This window comes from Salinicola lusitanus (assembly GCF_003206045.1).
GTDB classification, from domain to species: Bacteria; Pseudomonadota; Gammaproteobacteria; order Pseudomonadales; family Halomonadaceae; genus Salinicola; species Salinicola lusitanus.
Genome location: NZ_PZJM01000002.1, coordinates 14,429 through 36,733 on the forward strand (window position 1 = coordinate 14,429; position 22,305 = coordinate 36,733).

Annotated in this window: 14 protein-coding genes; 9 read left to right on the top strand and 5 right to left on the bottom strand. The window is 63.0% G+C overall.

Annotated elements, in window-relative coordinates; all coding sequences use genetic code 11:
* The first annotated feature begins 21 nt into the window (after window positions 1-21).
* The 6 genes from pepF to DOM45_RS01945 all read left to right on the top strand — a co-directional run bounded on the left by pepF (window position 22) and on the right by DOM45_RS01945 (window position 9,827).
* Window positions 22-1,917, top strand: coding sequence for an oligoendopeptidase F (gene pepF, locus DOM45_RS01920; protein ID WP_110597843.1), 1,896 nt, complete (start codon window positions 22-24; stop codon window positions 1,915-1,917).
* 893 nt (window positions 1,918-2,810) lie between these two features.
* Window positions 2,811-3,410, top strand: a complete 600-nt coding sequence (locus DOM45_RS01925) for an energy transducer TonB (RefSeq protein ID WP_205909374.1) — start codon at window positions 2,811-2,813, stop codon at window positions 3,408-3,410.
* 41 nt (window positions 3,411-3,451) lie between these two features.
* Window positions 3,452-4,168 (top strand): MotA/TolQ/ExbB proton channel family protein, encoded by a 717-nt coding sequence (locus DOM45_RS01930; protein ID WP_205909375.1) that lies wholly within the window; start codon window positions 3,452-3,454, stop codon window positions 4,166-4,168.
* A 51-nt stretch (window positions 4,169-4,219) separates the two neighbouring features.
* Window positions 4,220-4,621, top strand: a complete 402-nt coding sequence (locus tag DOM45_RS01935) for an ExbD/TolR family protein (RefSeq protein WP_110597845.1) — start codon at window positions 4,220-4,222, stop codon at window positions 4,619-4,621.
* Window positions 4,622-4,872: 251 nt separating this feature from the next.
* Window positions 4,873-7,614 (top strand): TonB-dependent receptor, encoded by a 2,742-nt coding sequence (locus tag DOM45_RS01940; RefSeq protein WP_205909376.1) that lies wholly within the window; start codon window positions 4,873-4,875, stop codon window positions 7,612-7,614.
* Between the two features lie 77 nt (window positions 7,615-7,691).
* Window positions 7,692-9,827 (top strand): M13 family metallopeptidase, encoded by a 2,136-nt coding sequence (locus DOM45_RS01945; protein WP_110597846.1) that lies wholly within the window; start codon window positions 7,692-7,694, stop codon window positions 9,825-9,827.
* A 95-nt stretch (window positions 9,828-9,922) separates the two neighbouring features.
* Here the strand turns inward: DOM45_RS01945 and DOM45_RS01950 are convergent, their stop codons facing one another.
* Window positions 9,923-13,387, bottom strand: coding sequence for a hypothetical protein (locus DOM45_RS01950; protein ID WP_110597847.1), 3,465 nt, complete (start codon window positions 13,385-13,387; stop codon window positions 9,923-9,925).
* Window positions 13,388-13,680: 293 nt separating this feature from the next.
* Window positions 13,681-14,988 (bottom strand): OmpP1/FadL family transporter, encoded by a 1,308-nt coding sequence (locus tag DOM45_RS01955; protein WP_110597848.1) that lies wholly within the window; start codon window positions 14,986-14,988, stop codon window positions 13,681-13,683.
* A gap of 315 nt (window positions 14,989-15,303) precedes the next feature.
* Between DOM45_RS01955 and DOM45_RS01960 the strand changes: the two genes are divergently transcribed.
* The 3 genes from DOM45_RS01960 to DOM45_RS01970 all read left to right on the top strand — a co-directional run bounded on the left by DOM45_RS01960 (window position 15,304) and on the right by DOM45_RS01970 (window position 18,814).
* Complete coding sequence (locus DOM45_RS01960; RefSeq protein WP_110597849.1) at window positions 15,304-15,747, top strand: MerR family transcriptional regulator; 444 nt, start codon at window positions 15,304-15,306, stop codon at window positions 15,745-15,747.
* Window positions 15,744-18,269, top strand: coding sequence for a heavy metal translocating P-type ATPase (locus DOM45_RS01965; RefSeq protein ID WP_240612260.1), 2,526 nt, complete (start codon window positions 15,744-15,746; stop codon window positions 18,267-18,269). Before DOM45_RS01960 ends, DOM45_RS01965 begins: the two co-directional genes overlap by 4 nt.
* A gap of 110 nt (window positions 18,270-18,379) precedes the next feature.
* Window positions 18,380-18,814 carry a VOC family protein gene (locus tag DOM45_RS01970; RefSeq protein ID WP_110597850.1) on the top strand — a complete coding sequence of 145 codons (435 nt, stop codon included), beginning with the start codon at window positions 18,380-18,382 and terminating at the stop codon, window positions 18,812-18,814.
* A gap of 39 nt (window positions 18,815-18,853) precedes the next feature.
* Here DOM45_RS01970 and DOM45_RS01975 read toward each other — a convergent pair whose 3' ends face one another.
* The 3 genes from DOM45_RS01975 to DOM45_RS01985 form a co-directional block, all read right to left on the bottom strand.
* Window positions 18,854-19,465 carry a YitT family protein gene (locus tag DOM45_RS01975; RefSeq protein ID WP_110597851.1) on the bottom strand — a complete coding sequence of 204 codons (612 nt, stop codon included), beginning with the start codon at window positions 19,463-19,465 and terminating at the stop codon, window positions 18,854-18,856.
* Window positions 19,466-19,851: 386 nt separating this feature from the next.
* On the bottom strand, window positions 19,852-21,672 hold the full coding sequence (locus DOM45_RS01980; RefSeq protein WP_110597852.1) for a single-stranded-DNA-specific exonuclease RecJ: 1,821 nt from the start codon (window positions 21,670-21,672) through the stop codon (window positions 19,852-19,854).
* A 7-nt stretch (window positions 21,673-21,679) separates the two neighbouring features.
* Window positions 21,680-22,300 (bottom strand): glutathione S-transferase, encoded by a 621-nt coding sequence (locus DOM45_RS01985; RefSeq protein WP_110597853.1) that lies wholly within the window; start codon window positions 22,298-22,300, stop codon window positions 21,680-21,682.
* Window positions 22,301-22,305: the final 5 nt, after the last annotated feature.

Consider the following 22,305-nt stretch of genomic DNA (forward strand, 5'->3'; position numbering starts at 1 on the left):
CAACCGACTCGAGAGGGCATCGTGGTTTCCAGCGGATTCATCCCCAACAAGACCGTCGCGTCATTGATCCTCGGCACACTCCTGACCAGCGCATCGGTCATGGCTTCCACAGCCGCGATGGCGCAGTCACTGCCGCCGTCCGCCGAAAATGGGGAGTGGGATCTCTCCGATCTCTACGCCTCGCTCGACGACTGGCAGCAGGCACTGAAGGAGGTGGATAGTCGTATCCAGACCCTCGGTGACTATCAGGCGACACTGACCGACAGCCCCGAGGCGCTGGCCAAGGCACTGGATGCCATTCGCTCGGTGGAGAAATCCGCCAACCGCGTCCAGACCTATGCGTCCCTCCAGGCCGACGAGGATCTACGTGACGGTCCGGCGCAGGAGCGTCAGGCACAAGCCGAACAACTGATGGCGCGGTTCGATTCGGCCATCGGCTACCTGCGTCCGACGCTGATCGCAATGGACCGAAGCGCTCTCTCGAGCTGGCTCTCCAATCCGCAGCTTCGGGATCACCGCCGCTTTCTGGAAAACGTGATTCGTGAAGCGCCACACACGCTCTCCGAGCAGACCGAGACCGCCCTGGCCGCCCTCGGCCCGGTGATGAGCCATGAGACGCCCTATTCGTTGCTGGCGAATTCCGATATCGAGTGGCCCACCCTCGAGATCGACGGCAAGCGTGTACGCCTCGACGCGGCGGGTTATGGCCAGTGGCGGGAATCCCAGGATCGCGATGTGCGCCGGCGGGTGTTCGAGGCCTACTGGCCAGCGTGGCAGCAGTACACCGCCACATTCGGCTCACTGCTCAACGCCCAGGTCCAGCAGCATGTCACCGAGGCGAAACTGCGCCACTACGACAGCGCGATGGCCGCCGCGGTGTCTCGCGATGACATTCCGCCGGCGGTCTACCAGCAACTGATCGACTCGACCAACGCCCACCTGGACACGCTCCACCGCTATCTCAGACTGCGCCAGCGCATTCTCGGCGTTGATCAGTTGCACTACTACGATATCTACCCACCACTGGCCGAACTCGACAGAAAATTCGATCTCGATGATGCACGCGAATTGACCCGGGAAGCGACGACGCCGCTCGGCCCGCATTACGCCGAGCTGATCGGACAGGCCACCAGCGCCGCCTGGACCAGCGCCTATCCGAGTCAAGGCAAACGCTCCGGCGCCTACATGAACGGCTCGGCCTATGACGTTCACCCCTACGTGCTGATGAACTTCAATGGCAGTTACGGCGATGTATCGACCTACGCTCACGAGTGGGGCCATGGCGTACATAGCATGCTGACTAAGGAGAATCAGCCGTACGCAACGTCGGACTACTCGATCTTCACCGCCGAGGTCGCGTCCACGACCAACGAACAGCTACTGGTCGATCGCATGATCCGGCAGGCCAAGACCCCGGAGGAGAAGCTCTTCTACATCGGACAGGCGCTCGAAGCCATTCGCGGAACCTACTTCCGTCAGGCCCAGTTTGCCGAGTTCGAGTTGGCCATTCACCAGGCCGCCGAGAACGGCGAACAGCTATCCGGTGATCGCCTGACGAAAATGTACGGCGAGATTCTGCGCAAGTACTACGGCGTCGACCAGGGCATTACCGACATCGACGAGACGGACTACGCCGAGTGGGCTTACATCCCGCATTTCTACTACGACTTCTACGTCTACCAATACGCCACCTCTATCACGGCGGCACAGGTGTTTGCCCAAGGCCTCGAGGAAAATCCCCAGGCGTGGCGAGACAGATATCTCAACGTGCTCTCCCAGGGCGGCGCGCAAAGCGGTTATCAGTTATTGAAGAACGCGGGCGTGGACCTTGCAACGCCGGCGCCCTACGACAAACTCGCTGACACGATGAACAAGCTAATCGATGAAGCCGAAGCCGCTCTCGACAAGGTCGGCTGACAAGCGGGTAGAAGACGCTCGGATTGAGAGATCCAGCCAGGATGATGACACCGCCGCTACGCATCAACGCCCTCATATCGAGGGCGTTTTTTTGCTTACGTTCATCGAAGCTGGCAACCGTATCTACTTTAGATACCGGGCATAATGACCATGATCGGCATGCGTTTTTTCTATCACATCATTTATGAAACGCATGTTTTTTTGCAGTGCGAATCGCCAGAATTCGCACTTATCGAGTGCAAGAAAACACATGCAATCGGTCGGCAAAAGCCCTGTTGTTCGAAAGCCGGACAAACCTCTTCGACATCACTCGCCGCAGCATAACAGGTGTTAAGGAATCTACGACGTCGCCCCGTGTCTCTTCAATCAATGTGACTCCTAACCTTTGAGGTATCCAACGTCATTTCGCCAATAAAACAATCGTTTACTTGAGCCAAAACTGAAACCGCCGGTTTTGTATAAAATATTCAGTGCCACCGCCACCGCCCAGCGGCAATATTGCTTTCCACCCCGGCCATATTCGCACCGATTGGCACATATATTGCTGCAACTTCCAACAAGGGATTGTGGCTCCTGTCGCGGAGTCACCAACAAGCAGTCACTAGAACAATCGAGACAATATGACCGCGATTGACAACGCGCTTCCCGCTGGGGAAGTGACGCCGAAACACAGACACTCGATATCTCGGCCTGAAGTCCTGGTCCTGATAGCGATCTCGGTGCTTATCCATGGATTGATCTGGTGGTCATTGAATCGCCAACCCCTGGTTGCCGCTGAAGTGTTGCCGAATCAGGCATCCCAGGCATCGGAGGTGACCGTCTCATTGACCAGCGCGCCGCCACCCGAGCCGCCACCGCCGCCGCCGCCGCCGCCCGTTCAGGAGACGCCGGTCGTGGATGACGTTGCCGTCACGCCCGCTGAAGAGGAAGTGGCACCGGAGCCTGAGCCGGAACCGGAACCGGAACCGGAACCGGAACCGGAACCGGAACCGGAACCGGAACCGGAACCTCAGCCTGAGCCACAACCCGAGCCCGAACCGCAGCCCGAGCCCGAGCCCGAGCCGCAACCAGAGCCCGAGCCGGAGCCTCGGCCCGCGCCCGAGCCACAACCGAAACCCGCGCCCAAGCCAGCGCCCCAGAAGCCTGCATCGACACCGAGCCAGCCTTCTCCGCCGACTGAAAGCGCAAGCGCAGCGTCCAGCAACGAGGTCACACCTGCCGTATCCGGCATGCAGAGCCTGGGCAACCCGCCGCCACGCTATCCGTCACTCGCACTGCGCCGCGGCTACGAGGGCAACGTGCAATTGAAGATCCTGGTCATGCCCGATGGCACGGCGGGTCAGGTACAGGTCATTCAATCCAGTGGTCATCGGGAACTGGACGAAGCCGCCGTCGAGACGGTTCGCGGCTGGACGTTCAAGCCAGCCAAACGGGGCGATACACCGATCAAGGGCTGGGCGCTGCAGACCATCGCGTTTCAGTTGCCCAATTGACGAACAACAACGATGCAACACTTTCAGCAAGGAAAAACACCATGATGGAATCCAATGACATCACCGCCATGATCGTACCCGGCGTGCTCTGGACGCTGATCGTCTTCTCTATCGCGACCTGGGCGATTCTGCTGATAAAGGGCCTGCAGTTCGCTCGTAATCGGGTCGAAAACAAGCGTTTCCAGAAAGCTTTCTGGGAGGCCAAGAGCATGGAGGAGGGCGAGTCGATCAGCGAAAAACGTCCGGGCACCATGGCATCGATCGCCCGCGCGGGTTTCGACGTGATCACCGGGCGCGACATCTCTCCCCGTAACCAGGACCTGGCTCAGAAGATCAACCGATCCGATCGCCTGGAGCGCACATTGAGACAGCAGATCCAGCGCGAACGCCGCTCTCTGGAAGGCGGTCTGGCGATCCTTGCCAGTATCGGCAGTACCTCACCGTTCATCGGTCTGTTCGGTACGGTGTGGGGCATCATGGAAGCCCTGATCACCATCGGCGAAACCGGCGAGGCAGGTCTGGACACCGTGGCCGGCCCCATCGGCCATGCGCTGATCGCGACGGGGGTCGGTATCGCCGCCGCGGTGCCGGCAGTGCTGGTCTACAACTACTTCACGCGCCGGCTGAAACTCAACGTATCGCTAATGGATGATTTCGCTCACGACTTCTACAGCCTGGCCCAGCAGCACGCCTTTCAAAGCCGCGCGCCCAGGCCTGTCGCACCCGAAATACCGTCGCCTTCCCCAGCAATGGGGTGATCTCGAGTCACCGGTATCAGCCTCAATCCGCTCATGAAAAGGTAATGTGAAATGGCTTTTTCCAGTCACGACGACGATGAAGTTCTCAGCGAGATGAATGTCACCCCACTGGTCGATGTGATGCTCGTTCTACTGGTGGTTTTCATCGTCACCGCGCCGCTCATGACCAATGCCGTACACGTCAACCTGCCCAAGACAGGGGCGGTCGCGCCCCCCGAGACCAAGGAGCCAATGGTCGTGAGCGTCGATGCCGATGGCGCTTATTTCATTGGCAAAAAGGAGTACAGCTTCGAAGACCTGGAGCAGGCGCTCGTCCAGGCCCATGACGAGAATCCCGATCAGGCCGTACAGCTGCAGGCGGATGAAGGGGTGGAGTACGGCACCGTTGCCAAGGCCATGGCGGCGCTGGAGCGCTCTGGCATCCAGAAGGTGGCCGTTCTGACCCAGCAGTGATCTCAAGAGATTGCCTGGGATACACCACCTCGCAACGCGCGGGACGCCTGCCTGGCGTGATTCGTTTCACTGAAAAGGGAGAATGGACACTCAACGACAACGATAGCGTAGAGCACTCGAATAACAGCGATTGAACATCGAATACCAACAACTGCTATTCAAGGAACACCCTGATAATGACAACGCCAAAAATTTGGGATGCCAAGCATCCCAGGGAATCTCTTTGCTCAAAATCCGGCTGGCGGCTCTCGATGATGCGCCCGGCCGTGTGGCAAAGGTCGTCACTACTGGTGTCGACCTGCCTGATCCTTGCGGCGGCGGCACCACTGGCCATGGCACAGAGCAGTGACGATGACTATGTCGCCCCGCCGGCCGGTGCAGCCGACGAGATTGCCGAGCCGGCAGCGCCCGCCGAAGCGGCACCCGCTGCGGCTGCGGCCCCTGCCGCAGCCGTCGCGGCGCCCGCAGCGGCACCGACTCAGGATCTCGGCCGGATGGAAGTGACCGGTTCGGCAATTGCCCGGACCGATGCCGAAACGGCGGTCCCGGTGACGATCATCGAGGCTGAAGAGATGCGGCAGCAGGGCATTACTTCAACCGCACAGCTGCTTTCGCAAATTTCGGCCAACGACACGAGCTACGGGCCTGGGTTTGGTACCGGCACGGCCATTACCGGCGGAGCCAGCTTCGCCAACCTGCGCGGTATCGGCACAGACAAGACACTGGTGCTGCTGAACGGTCGCCGACTGGCCAACAACTCGCTGGATGGCAGTGCCGTCGATCTCAACTCGATTCCCTTCGGTGCCGTCGAGCGCGTCGAGGTCCTGCGTGATGGCGCGTCGGCCATCTACGGTACCGATGCCATTGGCGGGGTCATCAACTTCATCACCAAGAAAAATCTCACGGGTGGCAACGTCGAACTCGGCTACGACGCGCCCACCCATAGTGGAGGTGGCGATAGCGGCGACATCAGCGCGACCTGGGGTAACGGCGATCTCGAGAAAGACGGTTTCAACATCATGGGATCGATGCGATACCGCAAGCAGGATGACGTCGACTACACCGACCGTGGCAGTATCCGCCAGATCTATGATCCTGCGCGCGGTATCAACGGCACTTCCTCTTTCGCTTATCCTGGCAACTATTATCAGGGCGGCGTGGCGGGCAACCCGCTCGCCGGAGAGGGGTGTGACGGAGAAGGATTGGTCGATACCGGCGGCGCCACCTGTACCTATGACTACGGTCGGTACGGGCAAATCCAGCAGAAGACGGAGAACACGTCGCTTTACACGCGAGCCGCTGCCAAGCTGGCGGAGAACCACACGGCCTCTCTCTCCTACCTGTGGTCACGAAATAAAAACACCTCGCTGAGCGCGCCATCCCCGACTTCCGGTGGTCCGGTCATTCAGCCCGGGACGCCCTTCTATCCGAACGATCCCGCGCTCGATCCGACCCAACCGATCGACGTACGGTGGCGTGGCATTCCCGCTGGCCCCCGCGTGACCGACAACACCATCGACGCCCAGCGTCTGGTACTGGATTTCACCGGCGATTTCTCCGGGTTCAACTACGATAGCGCCGTTTCCTGGAACCGCAGCGATACTGACCTCAACTATCGCAGCGGTTATCTCGACGACAACGACCTGCAAGATGCTTTCAACAACGGCTTGATCGATCCTTTCTCCACCGACCCGCTGACGGCAGCCGGCCAGCAAGCGCTGGCGGATGCCGAGGCAAGCGGTCTGGTATGGACCGCGCAGAATGATGTCTATGCCTGGGACGGCAAGCTGAGTCGCGAGATCGGCGACTGGTTTGGCGCCGGCTCCTCCGCGATCGCCGTTGGTGCCGATTACCGTCACGAACGCCTGAAGCTCGAGACCGACCCCGATATCGCCTCGCGCGCGACCAGCGGCGGTCTTTCTCCGGATGCCTCCGTCAACGAAAGCCGCGATGTCAAAGGCATCTACAGCGAGTTGAACGTACCGATCATCGAAGGGCTGGAGATCACGGCGGCCGTGCGCTATGACGACTACAGCGATGTCGGCGATACCACCAACCCGAAGATCTCCTTCCGCTGGCAACCCTTCCAGCAACTGCTGGTTCGCGGTGCCTATAGCGAAGGCTTTCGCGCGCCGTCGCTCTATGAGCTCTACGATCCTGCCGCGCAGACGTTCTCCCCAGGCGGCCTCAACGATCCGCGACTCTGCCCCGGTGGCTCACCCGCCAACGGCGGCGTCGCCAGCCGCGACTGTAACACCCAGTTCCTCGAAGAACAGGGCGGCAATGAGGACCTGAAACCGGAAGAGGCCAAGAACTGGACACTCGGCTTCGTCTACCAGCCGTTCCAGAGCTTCTCTGCAGGGCTGGATTTCTGGTGGGTCGAGATCGAAAACGAGATCGATCTGCCAACCTCGGATTACGTCATCGCCAACGAGCCTGGCACCATCAGGCGTAAAGACGATGGATCAATCGACTACATTCCGGTTCGCTATCAGAACCTTGGCACCACCAAGACCAATGGTGTCGACGTGTCGGCGAACTACCGACTGCCGACAAGCTACGGTTTCTTCAGCGTGGGTTACACCGGCACCTACGTCGATCGCTATGACTTCCAGGAGACGCCAGATGGCGATTACGTCAGCCGCGTCGGACACTACCGCGCCGGCTACGGCACGATCTTTCGCTGGAAGCACAAGCTTTCCGTCAACTGGAACAAGGGCCACTGGGGCGCCGGTGTCATCAACCACTACATGACGGGTTACGACGACTACGACACCTCCACTAACCGTGAAGTCGGTTCCTACACGACTTGGGACGCCCTGGGTTCTTACGCTTTCAGCGCCGGCCCGACAGTTACCGTTGGCGTGCGTAACCTGTTCGATCGCGACCCGCCCTTCTCCAACCAGCCGGAAGTCGGCCAGCTCGGCTACGATGCCCGCTATGCCGACGCCCTGGGTCGCACCGTCTACGCCCGTTTCAATTACGCTTTCTGACGGGCAACGCGTTCCTTAACGATCGATTGCCGCTGCCTCATGCAGCGGCTTTTTTTCACCCGAACTACCGAGACATCATGACTGATAGACACTTCCTGCCACCGTCGGCGATCCGCTGCGCCACCATGCTCCTGCTGATCGCCGGTACCTCCGGTTCGAGCGTCTTCGCCGCTGGCAATCCGGGCGAATCAACAGCCTCGACAGCGCCGAGCACATCTGCCCCTTCCCACGCGTCGGCATCGGCCACCACCTCTGCCGCGCTAGGAAGCTGGGGCGTCGACCTGAGCGCCCGCGACACCAGCGTCGCCCCTGGCGACGACTTCTACCACTACGTCAACGGCGGCTGGCTGGCACGCACCCCAATTCCGGCCGACCGCAGCAACTACGGCGCCTTTACCGTGCTGGCCGACCGGGCCGAGCGGCAAGTGCATGACATTCTCCGCCAGCTCGACGGTGCCAATACGCCGCCGAACTCACCCCAGCAGCGCCTCGGTGATCTCTATCACGCCTGGATGGACGAGGGCGCCATCGAGGCCAAGGGCATCTCGCCGCTGATGCCGGACCTGACGCGTTTGGCGGGAGTCGAGAGTAAGGCGGATCTGGCTCGGTTCAGCGCCGACCGTCGTCTCGGCGTGCCGGCCATCGTGACGCCGGACGTCGATATCGACGCGAAGGCGCCGGATCGCTACGCCGCCTATCTCTCGCAGATCCCGCTGATCCTGCCCACCCGGGACTACTACCTCGGCGACGATCCGCGCTTCGACGCGATTCGCCAGGCCTATCTCGGCTACATCGGCAGGCTGCTCACACTGGCGAGGCAGCCCCATCCCCGACAGAGCGCACAGCGCATTCTCGAACTGGAAACCGCCATGGCGGAGATCGAGTGGGCGCCGGCGAAACAGCGGGATCGCGACCTGACCTACAATCCGCTGCCGTTGGATCGGCTCGAAGACTATGCCCCCGGTTTTCCCTGGCAGGCATGGCTCTCGGCCAGCGGTCTTGCCGGTCAGCCCCAGGTCGTGCTCGCGGAGAATACCGCCATTCGCGGCCTGGCACGGCTCTACGACGAAACGCCGCTGTCGACGCTCAAGACCTATGCGACGTTTAGACTGCTGGATGCCAACAGCCCGTATCTCTCCAGTGACTTCAGCCAGGCGCATTTCGATTTCCACGGCCAGCGTCTCTCCGGCCAGCCGGCGCAGCGCGAACGCTGGAAGCGCGGCGTATCGCTGATCAACGATTTCCTGGGCCAGGCTGCCGGCAAGCTCTACGTGATGCTGCACTTCCCCCCCCAGGCCAAGCGCGAAATGGAGACACTGGTCGCCAATCTCGAAGACGCCTATCGCGATCGTCTGCAACACCAGGCGAGCTGGATGACCGATCGGACCCGTCAGCGGGCGCTGGAGAAGCTCGACGCCTTCACCGCCAAGATCGCCTATCCCGATCACTGGGAAACCTACGCCGGGATGACCATTCGTGCCGACGATCTCTACGGCGACATCGGTGCGGCACGCCAGTGGCACTGGCAGGACGATCTGGCCAAGCTCGGCGGTCCGGTGGACCGGAACGAGTGGTTCATGAACCCACAGACCGTCAACGCTTACTACGCTCCGTCACGCAACGAAATCGTGTTCCCCGCGGCAATCCTGCAACCACCCTTCTTCGATCCCAACGCCGACCCGGCGGTGAACTACGGCGGCATCGGGGCGGTGATCGGTCATGAGATGAGCCACGGTTTCGACGACCAGGGCCGCAAGTCGGACGGCACCGGCATGCTGACCGACTGGTGGACGCCCACCGACGCCGAGCATTTCGACCAACTGGCCGAGCGTCTCGGGCAGCAGTATGCGCAGTACCAACCGATACCGGGTTATTCACTCAATCCGCAGTTGACGATAGGGGAGAACATCGGCGACCTCGGAGGCGTGAACATCGCCCTGAGCGCCTATCACCGCTCGCTCGATGGCGAACCCGCGCCGATCATCGACGGCTTCACCGGCGACCAGCGCTTCTTCTTGGCCTGGGGCCAGGTCTGGCGGCGCCTGATGCGCGAGGAGGAGATGATCAATCGGGTCCAGAGCGATCCCCACTCGCCGTCGCAGTTCCGGGTCAACGGCATCGTGCGCAACATGGATGCGTGGTACGACGCCTTCGGTGTCGTGCCCGGCGACGACCTCTACCTGCCGCCCGAAAAGCGGGTGATGATCTGGTAGGTTTCTCTGGAGGATTCCCACGCGCCTGAACGACGACCCCCGGCCTCATGGCCGGGGGTCGAATCCGTCAGCGGACGCCGAATAGCCGTACGATCTCAGGCGCGCCGCTCGACGCCGATCGTCTCGAGCCAGGCGTTGAGATCCTTGGTGCTGATCTTTTCGTCGCTGCCATCGCTCTTCTTGAAGGTATCCAGCACTTCGAACAGCCCCTGATCCTCCAACAGCAGTGCCGCCGCTTCCTGTTCGCTTTCGTCGCGATCCTCGTCATCGGCGAACTTCTTGAGATCATCGCGGCTGACGATATCGTCCTTGCCATTCCAGTCGTCCCAACTGTCGATCGCCACGGTCAGCGCCTCCTCGTTGTCACGATAGAAATCGACGTCGTAGTCCCCCACGACCGAGGCCCGACGGTAATCATCCAGCCCGACTTCGCCGATGGTCGCGAGCCAGTCGTCGAGGTCCCGGGTACTGATCTTGCTATCCTTGCCGCCACCTTTCTGGAAAGTGTCCAGGGTGTCGAACAGCCCCTCGTTGTCGAGCAGCAGGTTCGCTGCATCATGCTCGGCATCGCTCCGGTCGTCATCGTCGACGATCTTCTCGAGATCATCGCGGCTGACGATGTCATCCTTGCCGTTCCAGTCGTTCCAGCGCTCGGCAATGGTCTGGAACTCGGCCGCGTGGTCCTGCAGGAACTGCGAGCCATAGCCGCTGGCCGCCGCCGTCTGTCGATACTCCTCCACGCTATCCTCGCCAAGTTCCTCCAGCCAGGTGTCGAGATCGTTGGTGCTGATCTTGGCGTCGCCGTCGCCCCCGTGCTTGAGGGAATCCAGCCCATCGTAGAAACCGTTCTCGTCCAGCAGGAACTGGGCAGCGTCGCGTTCGCCCTGGCTCCTGCTCTTGTCGGCGATGAAACCCTTCAGATCGTCGCGGCTGACGATGGCATCCTTGCCATTCCAGTCGTCCCAGACGCTGGCGATGGTGTCGATCTCCGTCTTGTGCGCATCGAAGAACTCTCGGCCATAGAGCGTCATCATCGCCTCCATGCGCGAATTTCTGCGAAGTTCGTCGGTGCCCAACCCCTCGTCGCCAGCATCCATGTCCGTGCTGCTCCAGGGGCGCCAATCGTCGGTCTTGCTGATATGGTCCTTGCCGGTCTGGCGCGTGGTGCCACCGGTCAGATGTTTCTCCCAAAGATTCTCGGTGCCGGGGTCACCGTCCTTGTGCAGATAGGGTGCCAGCCGGGAGAGCGAGCTGCCGCGTTCGCCCTCGGTATCCTGAAAGTGCTGCCACTCCTTCGACTGGTAGTCGAAGATGGATTGGTCGTCAGGCGTGTCTCGACCGCCGTACATGTAGGACTCGTAGCGGGCAAACTCGAGCTTGTCGCCCCAATCGTCCTCGGTGACACCGTATTCGGAAAGATCCTTGAAGAAATCTCCCTGGGAGTCGGTCAGCTTCTGCATTTTCTGGTGATTGATCGCTTCGGCGATCAGCGTCCCGGCGATACCGAAGATGGTGCCGACGACACCCAGGACGGGGCCAGCCACGCGCGCGCCCATGAAGATCCCGCTCATCACGCGGGTGCCGATACCCCCGAGATTGGCGGCAAGATTGCTGCCGCTGGGCGCAAACATCGACACCGTGTTGGCGAGCGCCATTCCGGTGGTCGAGGAGCCCAGCCCGATCTGAATGCCGGCGCCGGCTCTCTCCAGCGCCGTATCGGCATCCTTGAGCTTCTTGACGCCGGTGACGAGATCCATGACGCCGCCGGTGATGTCCAGCCCCGCTCCCCCCATGAAGCGCAGATACGAGCGTCCGACCCTCTTGGCGATATCGGTGCCAGAGGTCCGGGTACCGGTGTCGATCATCTGGTTGCCCAGGTTTTCCGCCAGCTTGTCGAAGTTTCTTCGCCCGTTCTCATCGAGATCGTCGAGTGGAATGCCCTGATTGCCCAGACTCCGAGACCCGTTGTCCACGCGCAGGCTGATGTTTTCGGCGAAGAGATCGGCTTTGACATCGGCACCGGATTTCCAGATATCCGGGAAGTTGTCACCCAGCAGCCCGAGCCAGGCGGTCGCATTGGCGCGCGGCACGCCGCCTTCGATGCCGGGCACCTCGCGCTTCCCGCCCAGCGTCTCGATGAGATTCGAACCGAACTTGGCAAAGTCGTTGCCGAAACTGAGCGCGCCCACCAGATCGCGAACGGCCCCTACCCGCTCATCGGTGGTCATCTCGTCCCAACCGCCGTTGGATATCTGCATGCCACCGCTGATCAGGCTCATCATCCCGCTCATGGCACCCAGCGTACCGCTGGAACTGGCCGAATCGAGAACCTTCTTGAAGGTCCCCTTTTCCGCCTCCGGCAGCGCGGTCAGGTTGTCGTTGACGATCTTCTGGAACAGCTTGTTCTTTTCCGCCTGACTGATACCCGGCCGGTTGGTGACCTCAGTCGCCAGGCGCAGGGATTCGGCGAGTTTCTTGTGCTCGCCCGCCGACAGGTTGGATAGGGAGGACTTGAACGATTCCAGATCGCGATTCAGGGTCTGATAGGCGTTATAGGACTTGTCGGTCTTGTCCAGATGCTGAAGCGCGCTATTGATGCCCCCCTGCACGATATCGATGGTGTCACGCAGTCCCGTGCTGACATTTTCGGCGTCTACCGAGTCGGGGTTCTCCATATAGCCATCGAGCTGATGGGTCATCATGTTCTGGTCGAAGGTCTGCTTCCGGTCCTTGTAGCGATCCGGTTCCAGCGCCTGCAGGGCTTCGAAGTAGTTGTCGACTTCAGCCTGAATCCCGTCCGAAAGCGCCTCGTCGTCCGTCGCTTCCGCCTTCTCCTTCATCGCAATGACGTAATCCTCGAAATCGAGGTTGGCCTTGCCGTCGGCGTCGAACAGCGCTTCGTTGACCTTGTCGCTGATCGCCTCATGCTTGTCGTCGGGGACGCTCTCGATAGCCCCCTGCAGCGAATCGTCGTAGCGCTTGCTTATACCCTCCTTCTGCATCAGCTCGGAGATCTGCTTGGCGAGTTCGTCCTCGTCGATGAGCGCCTTGGCGTCGTCACCGGTGAGATGCGTCGGCTCCGTTTGTGCCTGCCGATAGGTCGAACCGCCGGACTCGATCAGCTCGACGTAGCCGTAGAGATCGTAGCCATGATCGGTGGCCCCCTGAGCATCGATCAGATCGACCAGCTTCGCTTCGTCCGACTCTTCGCCAAGCTTGCCGCTCTTGACGTCATCGCGGATCCCCTGGATGAAATCCTCGGCAGCTTTCTGCCCTACCGTCTTGTGATTGCCGTCATCGTCCGTGTCATCCACTTCGGCCTCCATCAGGCCGTCGTCGGTGAAATCCGGAATATCATACTTGTCGCGTATCTGCCCGGCGCTCAGTGAGGTATCGGAGACCTGCTCCGGCTTCTCCGCATCGCTCTCTGTCGTCTCGTCGTTGCTCTTGCCCGAGGCGACGGCCCTGACCAGCGTCGACAGCCACTGCGGAGAGCCGGCCGGTGCGCCAGTGGTATCCGGTGTCTCGATTTCGCGATCTGAGTTAACGGCGGGGGCCATCGATAGTCTCCTGAGCGGGAAGGGAAGTCTGAATCGGCCGACTGGACGCCATTCAGTATCTCGCCTCCCCGTCGTCCAGACAGGGCGAATGGGTGACTAATTTTTTTATTGTGTAACGATTCGGAAACGACTGACGACAGTTGTGCATCTCCATTATCGATCCGGACTCGAGCGGCCGATTGCCGGCGTCGATTCGCCGCCAGCCGGGCACGAACCGCCATTACGCGACGACCCCGGCCTTGGCCGGGGTCGCAGTGTGGTCGAGCGCGAGTGTCGACGGATGAACCTGGGCCCTAGAAGCGATAGGTCGCCTGCACGCCGAACAGGTTGAGCGAATTGTCATATTCGGCCTGATAGGAGGTACCGTTCTCGTCCTGCAGATCGACGTCGGCGCGATCTTCCCAGATGTAGCTGTAGGCGGCATCGATGGTCAGGTCGGGGATCGGCGTCCAGCCGGCGCCGATCGAGACCAGGGTCCGGTCCGCCGTGGGTACACGTGGGCTGCGATGGGCATCCTTGACCGGTGACTGGTCGTAGGCGATACCACCGCGCAGGGTCCAGGCCGGATTTACCTTGTAGGAGAGGCCGGCGGCATACTGCCAGGTGTCGCGATAGTCCTGCTGCTCGTTGATATCCAGCCCCAGGTCGTTGTCGACCACCAATTGATCGAAGCGGCTCCAGCGGATATAGGTCGCCCCGGCCATCACCGTCCAGCGGTCGTCGAGCTGGTGGGTCACCGAGAAGTCGATGGTCTCGGGCAGGGTGATATCGAGCGAGGCGTCGCCGTCGGCGTCGAGGAAGACCGGGCCGCCAGCACCGACCCCGCCGAAGACGTTGGAGGCATCGACGTCGCCGGTGAGATGGTATTCGACCTTGGAGCGGTAGGTGAGACCCAGGGTGGTGGACTCCACCGGGCGGTAGATCATACCGATATTGTAGCCCCAGGCGTCGTCGTTACCCTTGACGTTGACGGTACCGTCACCACCGGCGGTCGGGTTGAGCGGATTGGGCGTCTTGCTCTCCAGCTCGCCCTTGATGTGGTTGTAGGTCACGCCGACCCCGATCGCGAACTTGTCGTTGAAGCGATACGACAGCGTGGGCTGGGCGGTGATGATCTCCAGATCGCTGTAGTTGCCGAAGTAGCGTCCCTTGAAGTCGTCGCTGTAGTCGGTAACCAGGCCGAACGGCGCATAGACGCCGAGACCGAAGCTCCAGCGATCGTTGATCGGCTGCACGTAGTAGCCGAACGGTACCGCCTTGTGCGGGATCATGTCACCGTCGGTGCTGCCCCCGGTGCCGACCGCGGCGACACCAGCCGGCGTGAGCGCCGGCTGGGTACCGCTGTCGTTGCTGATATCCGAGCTGGCATCGATGTAGTGGGTACCCACGGTGACCTGGGCGCGGTCGAGGAACGACATGCCAGCCGGGTTGCCGAAGACGATGGAGCCGTCCTGCACGTTGGAGGTGCGTCCGGCCCAGGAGGTACCCTGGCCGCTGACGCTCTGCTCCTGAAGCTGGAAGGCACCGGCCATGGCCTGACTGGAGGCGGCGGCGCTCACCAAGGCGATGGCCAGCGATAGACGACGATAGCGAATGATCATGATTGGTTCCCCTGGACCCAGGAAGCCGCCGCGGCGTCTTGCTCGCCTGTCATGCGGTCGGTGATTCCGTTGTTCTCCAAGCCAATTCCCGGCATGGGAAAGGCTCGACTTGTCGCTTTCCGTTGTGACGGAATGGCGGTTTAGCGTCAATTAGCAAACGGTCGTTTTAATCGAGTTTTGGGGATTTCTTTGGTCGTAAGACCAACGGCTATAGCCGCCCGGCAGTGACGACGAGCGCCTGCTGTCACGTCTTGACCAATGGGTAACACCCAGGTTTTAGACTCATGTTCATGACAGGCCCCGCGAGGATATCCCATGAAAGTCACCGAACTGGCCCGGGCCGCGGGCGTCACTCCCGAGACGGTGCGCCACTACGCGCGCCAGTCGCTGCTGAACCCGCGCCGCGACCCTGACAATGGTTACCAGCTGTTCGATCAGCGCGATCTCGAGCGGCTGCGTTTCATCCAGCGGGCGCGGACCCTGGGCTTCAACCTCAAGGAGATCGCCGACATTCTGGAACAGGCGGACCAGGGTGATTCGCCCTGTCCGCTGGTGCGCGACCTGCTGGCCGCCCGCCTGCCCCAGATCCACGCCCGGATTCAGGAACTTCAGGCCCTGGCGAATCGCATGGAGCGGGCCATGGAGGAGTGGTCGAACCTGCCGGACGGCACCCCCGATGGCCACAGCATCTGCCGCCTGATCGAACAGTCGTCCGAGGGCGGCGGCGAGTGCCCCGCCACCGCAAGGAGAGATCCATGAACCGCTACCCCTATCGCATAGAGGCCATGCACTGCCAGGGATGCGTCGGCCGGATGCGTAGCGCCATCCAGGCCGAGGACGAAGATGCCGACATCAGTGGCGAACCCGACAACAAACGCCTCGAGGTGGCCAGCAAGCTGCCGCGGGAGCGAATCGCTCGAATACTGACCGAGGCCGGCTACCCCCCAGGCGAGGAGATCCCAGGAGAAACCGTTGCCCCGACCTCGTCCGAGGCGGCCGGCGAAACGGAGTCGACGTCGAAGGTCGGGCGACAGCAACGCCTGTCGATCAGTGGAATGACCTGCGCCGGCTGCGTCAACGCCGTTCAGAAAGCGCTGTCCAGGACGCCCGGCGTGCAGCATGCCCAGGTCAACTTCGCCAGCGAGACGGCCCAGGTCAGCGGCCAGGCCACCACCGCCGACCTGATCGCCGCGGTCGAGCAGGTCGGCTACGGCGCCTCGCCGATCGAGGATCTCCGCCAGGCTGCCACCAGGCGCCAGCAGAATGCGGACCGTCAGGCACGTCGCCATGCCATCGAATCCGCCGCCAGCCTGGCGCTGGGCGTGCCGATGATGCTGGCGATGTTCGTCCATACCCCGCAACTCGTCGGCGGCGAGCGCTGGATCTGGCTAGCGCTGGGGCTTGCCACCCTCGGCGTCCTGGCGACGGCCGGGCGGCGCTTCTTCGACGGGGCGTGGAAGGCGTTTCGCCATCATCAGGCCAACATGGATACCTTGATCGCCCTGGGCAGCGCGGCGGCCTGGCTCTACTCGATGGCCGTGATCCTGGTCCCCGATGCCATCCCCGAAGGATCGCGTCATCTCTATTTCGAAGCCTCGCTGATGATCATTGGTCTGATCGGCGTCGGGCAGACGCTGGAGCTGCGTGCGCGAGGGCGCACCAGCCAGGCGCTCTCCCGCCTGCTCGATCTGCAGTGCAGGACGGCCCGGGTGATTCGGGGTGGCGAGGAGCTCGACGTCGAGATCGATCGAGTCCAGGTCGACGATCGAATCCGGGTACGTCCCGGCGAGCGCCTCCCGGTCGATGGCAAGGTCGAGGATGGCGAGAGCTTCATCGACGAATCAATGCTCACCGGCGAGCCGGCGCCGGTTCGCAAGGCCCCGGGAGACCCGGTCAGCGCCGGCACCGTCAACGGCAACGGCGGCCTGATCTATCGCACGACCCATGTCGGTGAAGAGACCCGACTGGGCCGCATCGTCGACCAGGTCTCCCGCGCCCAGGAGTCGCGACCGCCGATCGGCGCGCTGGCGGACAAGGTCTCGGCGATCTTCGTGCCCTGCGTGATGATCATCGCCGTGATCTCGGCGATGATCTGGCTCAATGTCGGTCCACCACCGCAACTCGTGCACATGCTGGTGGCGGCGACCACCGTGCTGATCATTGCCTGCCCTTGCGCGCTGGGCCTGGCGACGCCGATCTCGACCATGATCGGGATCGGCAAGGCCGCCGAGTACGGTGTGCTGATTCGCGACGGCGAGGCGCTGCAGACCGCCAGTCACCTGACCACGCTGGTCGTCGACAAGACCGGGACACTGACCGTCGGCAAGCCGGGCGTTACCGACAGTCGCTACTGGCAGGACGAATCCCGCAGCAAGGCCGTGGTAGCCGCCCTGGAGCGCGGTTCGGAGCATCCGCTGGCCGATGCCCTGATGACCCATGTCGGCGCTGCCACGGCTGGCCCGGCACTTCACGACTTCCGGAGCCTGACCGGCCGCGGCGTCGTCGCCACGCTGGACGATGGTAGCCAGGCCTTGCTGGGCAACGCAGCGCTGATGAGGAACCACGACATCGACCTCGCCGCCGCCGTAGCCGAGCTCGAGACGTGGCAGGCCGAGGCGACCAGCGTGGTCTATCTCGCCGTTGGCGGCCAGTTGGCGGCGCTGTTCGCGGTTCGCGACGCGCTGCGTCCGGACAGCCACCCGGCGATCGCCCGGCTGCAGCAGGAGGGGCTGAAAGTGGTGATGCTCAGCGGTGACAATCGAGCGGCTGCAGAAGCCATCGGCCGCGAAGCGGGGATCGATGACGTGCGCGCCGAACTGATGCCCGAGGACAAGCAGCGGGTGATCGCCGAGCTGCAGCAGGCCGGCGAGCGTGTCGGCATGGTCGGGGACGGTGTCAACGATGCCCCGGCGCTGGCCCAGGCCGACGTGGGCTTCGCCATCGGCCAGGGCACCGATATCGCCATCGAGAGCGCCGGCATCACGCTGATGCGGAACTCGCTGCATGGCGTCGGTGACGCCATCGCCATCAGCCGCGCGACCCTCTCCAACATCAAGCAGAACCTGTGGGGCGCGTTCGGCTACAACGCGTTGGGTATCCCGATTGCCGCCGGTATACTCTACCCGCTCACCGGACTGCTGCTGTCGCCGATGATCGCGGCGCTGGCGATGTCGCTGTCGTCGGTGACGGTGGTCAGCAACGCCAACCGACTGCGGCGGTTGCGACCCGGTGGTGCTCAACGCCACCCAATCGAGATCGACGCCAAGGAAGCGACGGCATGACACTTCTGCTCAACACCCTGGGCATTGCGGTGATTCTGTTCATCGTCTGGTGGTTCTGGCTGCGCGGCTGATCGCGGCCAGCCAAGGGCGAAACCGGCAAGGAGGGAGCGATGACCTCACCCCACCACGCGCCGCCGCTGGGCGGCGTCATCGAGAGCGTTCTCTACACGGCCGACATGCAGCGGGCCCGACACTTCTTCACCCAAGTGCTCGGGCTCGAATCTCATCTCGAGGACGAGCGCTTCACCGCCTACCCCACCGGCAACACCATGCTGCTGGTGTTCCAGCAGGGCCAGACCGGCGAGACGGTCCGCCTGCCGGATGACATGGGGACCATCCCGCCCCACGACGGCGAAGGTCGCCAACACCTGGCGCTGGCGATTCCCGCCGAAAGTCTCGACGACTGGGAAGTGCATCTGGCCGCGCACGGCATCGAGATCGAAGGCCGGACACACTGGCCGAAAGGGAGCGTGAGTCTCTATTTTCGCGATCCGGACGACCACCTGCTCGAACTGGTCACGCCGGGATTGTGGCCCAACTATTGAACGCCATCGCCGATCGAAGCCGCTTTCTCGGCTGGCCCTTCAACTCTGACTGACCCCGGTGTAGAGCCCCGGGCGGTGGTTGATGGTGAGAATCGCGCCCAGCACCACGGTGCCGACGATCGAGTAGAGCACGTTGGTCACCGGCAGCACGAAGAACGCAGCCAGCATGATCAGGCCGTCCAGGCCCATCTGGACCTTTCCCGCCGGCCAGCCGTAGCGATCCTGCAGATAGACCGCGAGGATGTTGAAGCCGCCGAGGCTCCCACGATGGCGAAACAGGAACAGCACGCCCAGGCCGATCAGGCTTCCCCCCGCCAGCGCCGCGAACAGCGGCTCGACCGCGCCGATCTCCATCCAGCCCGGCAGCATCCAGGAGATCCAGGACAGCAGCGCCACCGCACCGAAGGTCTTCAACGTGAAATGGTGGCCGATGCGTCGCCAGGCCAGCCAGTAGAACGGCAGATTGACGACGAAGAAGACCGGCCCGAAGCTCCATCCGGTGACGTAGGTCACCAGCAGCGCGATCCCCGCGGTACTGCCGATCAGGATGTGGGCGTGATGATACAGCGCCAGGCCGAGGGCGGCGCAGGACGCCCCCAGCAGAATGGCCAGCACGTCCTCGTGGGGACGGTGGCGATAGACCCGTTCCATGCGGAACCCCTTGTTGTCGTTTTGCCGCCGGATAGGCAGTCGAATTCAGCGTCGGCGCTTGTGGCGCCTGCGAGGGATTATAACGGCAAGTCTACAAAGCGGACGGCAAGAAGTCAGCGGGCACCCCTTGCCCCCGATGAGCCGGGGGAATGCTGAACAGCCCGGCGAGCGGAGCAACCGGGGTGGCGCTCCGCCACAAGGCATGGGGAGTACAAGCTCGAAGCGAAGCGCAGAGAACGCCCGAGAGGCGGCCCGGTAGCGGCGAGAAACCGCGGGGTGCGAGTCAACTGAAGCCTATGGGATATCGGTGAGGATTCCGAGCGGACCGGCGCCCCGGCACCGCACGACGCAGTGATTCACCGCGGGCGCCGAGTTCGCGCAGCCGTCTAGTCAGTATCTTCCCGAAGGCGCTCGGCGTGCTCGACCATTAGCTGCAACGACTCCCGCCCCTTCCAGCGGTTGCGAGAGAGCTTGAAGGCGCAGCGCACCCTGTCGCCCAACGAGATCGGCGCGGCCTCGCCGGGGTTGAGCGCGCGGAACCAGATCGCCCGGCAGACGACCGCGTCGCAGGAGAGCTCGAGCATCAGATGATTGCCCTCGGCACCCACCGCGCGCAGCTGCTCGACGACAAATTCACCCTCGAACAGCGGCGCGTCGAACTCACGCCCATATGGCGCCAGCGCTTCGAGCTCGCCCAACGTCGGAAGGCCCAATTGCGAGGCTGCCAACGGGCCATCGGTCCAGACCACCGGGAACAGCTCCCGCTCGCCGAGCTGTTCCCGCACCGCCTGTAGGAACGCGCGCTGGAACGTCTCCTTCTCGGCCAGAGGTACGCCCACGCCGGCAGCCCCCCGGTGCCCGCCGAAACGCGGCAGACTCGACGGCGACAGCTCATGAGCGCGCTGCAGCGCATCGCGCAGATGGAGGGCGTCGATCGAGCGCCCCGAGCCGGTCAGCATGTCCGGCGCGGTCGCCGGGGTCAGCACCAGCGTCGGCCGGCCGTAGGAGTGCACCAGCCGCGAGGCGACGATGCCCTGCACGCCGGCGTGCCCTTCCGGCAGATGGATCACCAGCGCCGGCCAGTTCTCCTCCAGCTGCGGCCTCGCCAGGGCGCGAGCGCTCTCGACCATCTCCGCCTCGAGCGCCTTGCGTGCCTGGTTGTCATCGTCGAGGACCTGCAGATGCTGACGCGCCACGCCGTCCTCCTCCGCCAGCATGAAGTGCAGCGCGGCGTAGGGATCGTCCAGGCGCGAACGGGCATTGATGCGCGGCCCCATCTGGAACGCCAGGGTCTCGGCGTCGAACGGCACGCTGTCGGCACCGAGGCGCTCGGCCATCACCCGCCAGCAGGCGGACTCCATCCGATTGATCAGCCGCAATCCGTAGGTCACCACGGCGCGATTGGCGGCACTCGCCCCCAGCGAGACACAATCGGCCACCGTGCCCAGTGCCACATAGGAGAGCCACGGCGAGAGCTTCGGCGTCGATGTCGACAGCACGCCCTGCTCGACCAGTACCGAGCGGGTCAGCGACATCACCAGCCAGGCGACCATGCAGCCGGCAATGGTCTTGTCGGGATAGCCGCAATCGGGGCGCGTGGGGTTGATGGTGGCATAGGCAGAGGCCGGAGGCCCCTCCACCGGCAGCGCGTGGTGATCGGTCACCACCACGTCGATACCGGCTTCGCGCAGCCGGGCGATTCGCGGCTCGTCCGAGGAGCCGCAGTCGGCGGTGATCACCAGGCTGGGGCGCGGTTTCAGCGCCAGGGTGCGCTCGACCAGCGGCAGACTGATGCCGTAGCCGTCGTTGATTCGATGGCCGATCAGGCTGTGCAGCCTTGTCGCCGGCACGCCGAACAGCTCGGTCATCGAACGCAGCATCACCACGTGCGACGTGATGCCGTCGACATCGTAGTCGGTCAGAATGCCGATGTGCTCGCCCTCGCTCACCGCCCGGGCGATGCGCTCGGCGCCACGCCGAGCGTCGCAGAGCTGCTCGGGATGGTTGAGGTAGCGCAGTGCCGGCGCGGTCAGCGCCTCCAGCGGGCCGTCGTGGCCGTGCAGCCGCCCGGCCAGAATCCGCGCCTGAAGCTCGGAGAGCCCGGCGGCCAACCCGCGCCGATAGACCTCTTCGTCACGGGGGCGCGGCTGAATGCGGCGACGGGAATGGTCGCGAATCGGCTCCGGCGAAGTCGAGAGGAGAGACATCTGGAACTCAGGTGAGTGCGATCATGACATGCTGGCGATAGGCTGGACGCGCCTGCAGCCGCGTGTACCAGGCGGCCAGATGCGGCAGGTCGGGACGCTCGATGGCCATTTCGAACCAGGCGTAGGCGAAGCAGCCCAGCGGGATATCCCCCATCCCCCACGCCGCCCCCGATAGAAAGGGCTGTTCGGCCAAGGTTCGATCTGCCATGGCGAGTAGCGCACCGCAGCCGGCGAGTCCTTTTTCGACCGCCTTGGCGTCACGCTGCTCGGCCGGCAGGCGCACCGTGTTCCAGAACAGGTCCCGGAAGGGGGATGCCAGCGACGATGTCGTCCAGTCCATCCACTTGTCGGCGGCGGCACGCGCTGCGGGATCGTCGTCATACAGGGAGTCGCGACCATACTTGGCGCATAGATAGCGCACGATCGCGTTCGATTCCCAAAGCACGAAGTCGCCGTCCTGCAGGCACGGGATCAGACCGTTGGGATTCATGGCCCGGTAGGCGGGTTCGTCGACCATGCCATAGGCGCCGCCCGCATCGATCCGTTCGAAGGGCAGCTCCAGCTCGGCGGCACACCACAACACCTTCTTGACGTTGGTGGAGTTCGCCCGTCCCCAGATCTTCAACATGACTT